This is a genomic window from Streptomyces sp. NPDC054863 (assembly GCF_053610825.1).
This window is the reverse complement of sequence record NZ_JBSGZD010000086.1, coordinates 22,342-28,341: the sequence shown is the minus strand read 5'-3', so window position 1 is coordinate 28,341 and position 6,000 is coordinate 22,342. Positions and strand designations below refer to the sequence as shown.

At 70.5% G+C, this 6,000-nt stretch carries 5 protein-coding genes and 1 rRNA gene; 1 reads left to right on the top strand and 5 read right to left on the bottom strand.

Translation table 11 applies throughout. The annotated features are described in order from the left end of the window. Positions 1 to 140: 140 nt before the first annotated feature. A 5S ribosomal RNA gene (rrf, locus tag ACWGIG_RS17690) occupies positions 141 to 257 on the top strand. 104 nt (positions 258 to 361) lie between these two features. Here the strand turns inward: rrf and ACWGIG_RS17685 are convergent. Genes ACWGIG_RS17685 through ACWGIG_RS17665 form a run of 5 tightly spaced genes read right to left on the bottom strand, consistent with a single transcriptional unit; the run spans position 362 to position 5,857 of the window. Then, entirely contained in the window at positions 362 to 1,672 is a 1,311-nt protein-coding gene (locus ACWGIG_RS17685) for a DUF58 domain-containing protein (RefSeq protein WP_453322522.1), read from the bottom strand. Positions 1,673 to 1,682: 10 nt separating this feature from the next. Continuing rightward, positions 1,683 to 2,669 (bottom strand): AAA family ATPase, encoded by a 987-nt coding sequence (locus ACWGIG_RS17680; protein ID WP_453322521.1) that lies wholly within the window; start codon positions 2,667 to 2,669, stop codon positions 1,683 to 1,685. Continuing rightward, a complete protein-coding gene (locus ACWGIG_RS17675) occupies positions 2,666 to 3,889 on the bottom strand; it encodes a DUF4350 domain-containing protein (RefSeq protein ID WP_453322520.1) in 1,224 nt (407 codons plus the stop codon). The genes ACWGIG_RS17680 and ACWGIG_RS17675 overlap by 4 nt, the downstream gene beginning before the upstream one ends. Continuing rightward, positions 3,886 to 4,581: a DUF4129 domain-containing protein gene (locus ACWGIG_RS17670; protein ID WP_453322519.1), complete on the bottom strand. Its 696-nt coding sequence runs from the start codon at positions 4,579 to 4,581 to the stop codon at positions 3,886 to 3,888. Before ACWGIG_RS17670 ends, ACWGIG_RS17675 begins: the two co-directional genes overlap by 4 nt. Positions 4,582 to 4,588: 7 nt before the next feature. Further along, positions 4,589 to 5,857, bottom strand: a complete 1,269-nt coding sequence (locus tag ACWGIG_RS17665; RefSeq protein ID WP_453322518.1) for a DUF7847 domain-containing protein — start codon at positions 5,855 to 5,857, stop codon at positions 4,589 to 4,591. Positions 5,858 to 6,000 lie beyond the last annotated feature (143 nt).

The window sequence follows — 6,000 nt, the reverse complement described above, 5'->3', positions numbered from 1 at the left end:
CCAGATGTGGAAGCCCGGTAACGGGTGGAGCTGACTGGTACTAATAGGCCGAGGGCTTGTCCTCAGTTGCTCGCGTCCACTGTGTTAGTTCTGAAATAACGAACAGCTGTGAAAACACCAGCGTTCAAATTTCATAGTGTTTCGGTGGTCATAGCGTTAGGGAAACGCCCGGTTACATTCCGAACCCGGAAGCTAAGCCTTTCCGCGCCGATGGTACTGCAGGGGGGACCCTGTGGGAGAGTAGGACGCCGCCGAACAATCATTGATAACGGGGAAGCCCCGCACCAGGGAACTGGTGCGGGGCTTTTCTGCGTTTACGGGCAGGTGGAACTCGCTCGGCCTGTTTTGCTTGAGGGCAATGCTAAAGGCGGCCTGCTGCTTTGAGAGCGAGATAGGCATCGGCGAGGGCGGGAGCCAGGTTGTCGGGGCTGGAGTCCACGACAGTGACCCCGTGACGCCTGAGTTTCTCCGCGGTCCGCTGGCGTTGCGCCTGGGCCTGAGCGCCGGCTGCGGCTTCGTAGACAGATTCGGCCGAGCCCCGGGCAGCGGCCATTTCCTCAATGCGAGGATCGGCCACCGAAGCGACGAGGACCGTGTGGCGTTTGGTGAGCTGAGAGAGGACGGGGAGGAGACCTTCTTCCACCGGAGCGGCTTCGAGACCGGTCAGGATGACGACGAGAGAGCGGCGGGGAGCGCAAGCCAGAGCCGTAGCGCTGAGGCCGCGGGTGTCGGTTTCAATCAGCTCGGGCTCCAGCGGTGCCATGGCGTTGACCAGGGCGGGCAGAAGCCCGCCAGCCGATCGGCCCTGGACCTGGGCGCGCGTACGGCGGTCGTAGGCGAGCAGGTCCACCCGGTCGCCGGCGCGTGACGCCAGTGCTGCCAGGAGCAGAGCGGCATCCATGGAGGCGTCGAGGCGGGGGACGTCGCCCACCCTGCCTGCTGAGGTGCGGCCGGTGTCCAGGACCAACAGGATGTGGCGATCGCGTTCAGGGCGCCAGGTGCGGACCGCGACCGTGTTCTGGCGGGCGGTTGCGCGCCAGTCGATGGAGCGGGTGTCGTCGCCGGGCACGTAGTCCCGGAGGCTGTCGAACTCGGTGCCTTCACCTCGGGTCAACACGCTGGTGCGGCCGTCAAGTTCGCGCAGCCGGGCCAACTTGGAAGGCAGATGCTTCCGGCTGGTGAACGGAGGAAGGACGCGCACGGTCCACGGGACCTCGTGACTGCCCTGACGGGCGGCCAGACCCAGTGGTCCGTACGAGCGCACCGTGATGCGTTGCGCCTGCCGGTCGCCGCGTCGGGTGGGCCGCAACTCCGTGGTGAGAATGCGGCGTTCGCCGGAAGGAACCGTCAGCTTGTGGCGGGAGGCGGTGAATTCGGTGCCGGGCTTCCAGCTGCTGGGCGGCCAGGCGTCGCGGAGCTGAGCGCGAAGGCGTCTCGTAGCAGGGTTGGTGACGGCGAGTTGGACTGAGGCGGTTTCTCCGAGTCGAACGGATGTGTCACCGGATCGGGTGAATTGCAGCTTTCGCACTGGCGCGGCGAGAGCGTAGTCGCACAGAATTGCGAGTGTGAGGGGTGCGTTGACCGCGAGGATCCCTGACCAGTTCGGCGCGAGGATGCCGACGGGGAGGGAGCCGAGGGCCGCGAGGAGCGCGGTTCGTCCGGTGAGGGCCATGGTCGCCGACTCAGCGGGGGACGGGGACGTGGGCGAGGACGGAAGTGATGACGGAGTCGGGGGTGACGCCCTCCATCTCTGCTTCGGGGCGGAGCTGGATGCGGTGGCGGAGTGTGGGGAGGGCCAGCGCCTTCACGTCGTCGGGGATGACGTAGTCCCTGCCGGTGAGCCAGGCCCAGGCGCGGGCGGTGGAGAGCAGGGCAGTGGCGCCTCGCGGGGAGACGCCGAGAGTCAGTGAGGGGGATTCACGGGTGGCACGGCAGATATCGACGACATAGCCGGTGATCTCGGGCGACACCGAGGTCTTGGCGACGGCGGACCGGGCGGCTTCCAGGTCCGCGGGGTCGGCGACGGGACGTACGCCTGCCGCTTTGAGGTCCCGGGGATTGAAGCCTTCCGCGTGGCGGGTCAGGACGTCGATCTCGTCCTGGCGGCCGGGGAGAGGGACGGTGAGTTTGAGGAGGAAGCGGTCCAGCTGGGCTTCGGGGAGGGGATAGGTGCCCTCGTACTCGACCGGGTTCTGGGTCGCGGCGACAAGGAAGGGGTCGGGCAGGAGGCGGGGGACGCCGTCGACGGTGACCTGACGTTCTTCCATTGCTTCGAGAAGGGAGGCCTGGGTCTTGGGCGGGGTGCGGTTGATTTCGTCGGCGAGGAGGAGGTTGGTGAAGACCGGGCCGGGTTGGAAGGAGAACTCGGCGGTGCGGGCGTCGTAGACCAGGGAGCCGGTGATGTCGCTGGGCATCAGGTCGGGGGTGAACTGGACGCGCTTGGTGTCGAGTTCGAGGGACGCGGCCAGGGCGCGTACCAGCAAGGTCTTGGCGACGCCGGGAACTCCTTCGAGGAGGACGTGGCCGCGGCAGAGGAGGGCGACGACGAGGCCGGTGACCGCCGGGTCCTGGCCGACCACGGCCTTGGCGATCTCGGTGCGCAGCGCCTCCAGGGAGGCGCGGGCGCTGTCGGGGGTCTCGGCGGGGGTCTCTGCGTGCTGGGCGCTCATGAGGCGCGGACCTCTCTTTCGAGGGCGTCGAGTTCGTCTGCCAGGCGGATGAGGCCGGCGTTGTCGGACGGGGCGGGGCCGAAGAGGAGGGAGTTGAGGTCTCTGGAGGTGTGGGAGAGGCGGGAGGAGGCGGCCGGGAGGAGGGCGGCCGGTGAGTGGGAGTGGGCGGAGGGGACGCCCAGGAGTGAGGCGAGGCGGGTGCGGGTGGCGGTGCGCAGGGCCGAGGCGGCCCGGTCGCGGGCGTTGGCCTTGAGGTAGAGGCGGGCGCGGCCTTCCGTGGTTTCGGAGGCACGGACGGCGACGGGCAGACGTTCGGTCACGAGGGGGCCGAGACGGCGGGCACGCCACAGGGCGGCGAGCACGGCGGCCAGGGCGAGTTGCAGGGTTCCCCAGAGCCAGCCGGGCGGGACGTGGGAGAGGAAGCCGTTGGTGGTGTCGGTGCTGGAGCGGGGTTCGCCGTCGGGGCCGGTGGTGCTGCTCGCTGACGGGTCGTCGAGGGAGGGGAGGTACCAGACCAGATGGGGCCGGGAGCCGAGGAGTTGGAGAGCGAGCGAGGCGTTGCCCTGTTGGGCGAGGCGCTCGTTGTGGAGAGGGTCGGGGGCGCCGAGGAGGACCGTGTCGCCGGAGGTGGAGGCATTGAGACGGAGCAGGGCGGGGCGGCCTTCGACGGGGTAGCAGGCGTCGTGAGGTGCGTCGGTGGTGTATCGGATGCCGCCGAGTTCTGCGGTGCCCGCGGAGGCTGCAGCGGGCAGGGCGCAGCGGGGTTCGCGTGCGGTGACGGGTGTCGGCGTCGGTGCGGCGCGTACGCCCGGGGCGAGGGTGGGGACCGAGGGGCCGGCGGCGGCGACGAGTACGGTCCGGCCGCCCGAGGGAGCGGTGGCGTGGTGGAGCTCGGCCTGCTGGGACCGGGTGAGGAGGTTCGGGGAGGTGACGAGGAGGGTGGTGCCGGGGCCGGTGGCCGAGGTGGCTTCGGCGAGGGTGGTGACGACGCGGGTGGAGACACCGCGGTCCTTGAGGAGCTCGGCGACGGCGCGGCTGCCTTGGGGGTCGGCAGAGCGGGGGTCGAGGCGGCCGTGCTGCTCGCCGGACTGGAGCACGGCGATGACGAGGCCCGCGGCGAGGAGGACGCCGAGTACCAGGAGGATGCCGCGGGCGTTTTTCCACACCTGGTGGGGAGTGGGGGAGACCGAGGTGGAGGGCGGCGCCGCGGTGCCGGTCATTCGGCGGCTCCGGTGGGTGAGGAGGCGCCGGACAGGGACGGTTTCGTACGGTCGAGGTCGAGATCCAGGTCGCGCAGGCGCAGGTATGCGGGCTCGTCGGCGGTGCGGTCGCCGTATGTGACGTCGTCGAAGGTGCGGGCGGCGGCGTTCAGGCGGTCGGCGTGGCCGGGCAAAACGTGGCCGGCGTCGGCGGCGGACTCGTCGGCGGTGCGGCCGGGGCGCGGGTCGAGGAGGGTGCGTTCTTCGAGGGAGCGGACGATGGCCCGCATCCGTTCCTGGACTGCCGGGTTCCAGCGGCGGGCGGAGGCGTGGGCCTCGGCGGCGGTGCGGTGTTCGGCGGCGCTGCGCGGGCCGTCGTCGAAGAGGGAGGCGGGGGAGGCGGGGGTGCGGCTCGGGGTGCCGAGCCGCCACCACAGGCCCAGGATCAGCAGGGCGACGACCACGACGATGACGACCAGGCCGAGCGTGCCTCCGGGAGCTGCACCGGAGGCCGCGTCGAAGAGGTTGCCGATCCACTCCCAGAGACGGTCGAGCGCGCGCTGGAGGAGGTTGGGGTCGTTCTCGTGGTACATCGGGTGGGACAGCTCGCGCTCCGCGGCCTCGCGGGCCGGGGTGCGAGGGATGTCCACGGGAGGGTCGCCGGTCGTGCGTACCCGCAGCAGCGTTGTGGCAGTGTCCCCCGTCACTGACACCGGTGCATCAGCTCCTTGGAGTCTGGTCGGTGGGCTGGTCGGTGCCGTGTCCGGGGAGGCCGGCGGCGCGGGCGAGGTCCAGGTCGAGGGCTTCGCGGCGGATCCGCTGGTCGATGTAGAGCAGGACCGTCACCCCGGCGGTGAGCGGGTAGGTGATGGCGGAGGCGATCACCGCTCCGATGCCGCTGATGATCAGGAAGCCCCAGCCGAAGTTCGGGTCGGCGCCCTTGAGGAGGTTGCCGAAGCCTTCGCCGTCGACGAGTACGGCGATGAAGCCGAAGAACATCCCGATGACCATCGTCACGACGAAGGTCAGGAGCATGGTCAGCAGCATGATGCCGAAGACCCGCCACCAGGCGCCCCGGACCAGCTTCGCCGAGCGGCGCAGGGCCTGGACGATGCCCTGACGCTCCAGCATCAGCGCCGGGGGAGCGAGGAAGAAGCGGACCATCAGCCAGATGACGACGACGAGCGCAACGAGCCCGCCGAGTGCGGCGAATGCCGCGCCGCCCGCAGAACCGAGCAGGATGCCCGGCACCATGCCCACGGCCATGATCGCCATGGCGCCGAGGGGAATCAACAGGGTGAGGCCGAGCAGCGGTACCAGTCGGGGCCTGGCCTCGCGCCACGCGTCGGAGAGGTTCACCGGGCGGCCGATCACGGAACGGCTGACCACGATGGTGAGCAGTGCCGTGGTGAAAAGCGTGCCGATGAGTCCGATCAGAGTGGTCGGGCCCATGCTGATCAGGGTGCTCTGCATCGACTCGCCGATTTGGCGCATGGCCTCCGCCGGGTCGGCGTCCGGGTCGACGGTTACCGGTTCGGGCAGCACATAGCGCTGGACCACGAGGTCCGCGACCTGCATGAGGACAGCGACGACGACCGTCACGCCGAGCACCGTGCGCCAGTGGGCGCGCATCGTGGACACGGCGCCGTCGAGGATGTCACCGACACCGAGCGGGCGGAGCGGGATCACGCCCGGCTTGGCGGCAGGCGGCGGGCCGCCCCAGCCGCCGGGGCCGGAGGGCGTTCCCCAACCGCCGGCCTGCTGCGGACCGTTCCAGCCCTGCCGGGGAGGGGACTGGGCGTGGCTGCGCGGCGGAGCGGCGCCCGGCGCGGACCACTGGCCTGCGGGCGGCTGTTCCTTCGACCACTTCGAGGCGGGCGCCTGGCCGGCGGGCCGCTCGTCGGTGGGCTCGGCGGCCCCGGAGTTCTCCGGGGGACGGCCGTCGGAGGGGGCGGGTCCGGGCGAGGCCCAGCCCGGAGAGTCATTCATCGTCGCTCCTTGCACGGTGCCCGTCCGCGTGCGCGGCGGCAGGTTGGCAGCCATCGTGTCACGGGAGGTGCCTCGGCGGACCGGCCCCGTATGCGCTCTCTCCCCTCGGCACCTTCAATTGTCGGTGCGGTACGGGGCAGACT

What these genes read in the sequence shown, in the direction of transcription:
- ACWGIG_RS17685 (WP_453322522.1), bottom strand. Translation starts at nt 1,672, where the DNA reads ATGGCCCTCACCGGACGAACCGCGCTCCTCGCGGCCCTCGGCTCCCTC.
- ACWGIG_RS17680 (WP_453322521.1), bottom strand. Translation starts at nt 2,669, where the DNA reads ATGAGCGCCCAGCACGCAGAGACCCCCGCCGAGACCCCCGACAGCGCC.
- ACWGIG_RS17675 (WP_453322520.1), bottom strand. Translation starts at nt 3,889, where the DNA reads ATGACCGGCACCGCGGCGCCGCCCTCCACCTCGGTCTCCCCCACTCCC.
- ACWGIG_RS17665 (WP_453322518.1), bottom strand. Translation starts at nt 5,857, where the DNA reads ATGAATGACTCTCCGGGCTGGGCCTCGCCCGGACCCGCCCCCTCCGAC.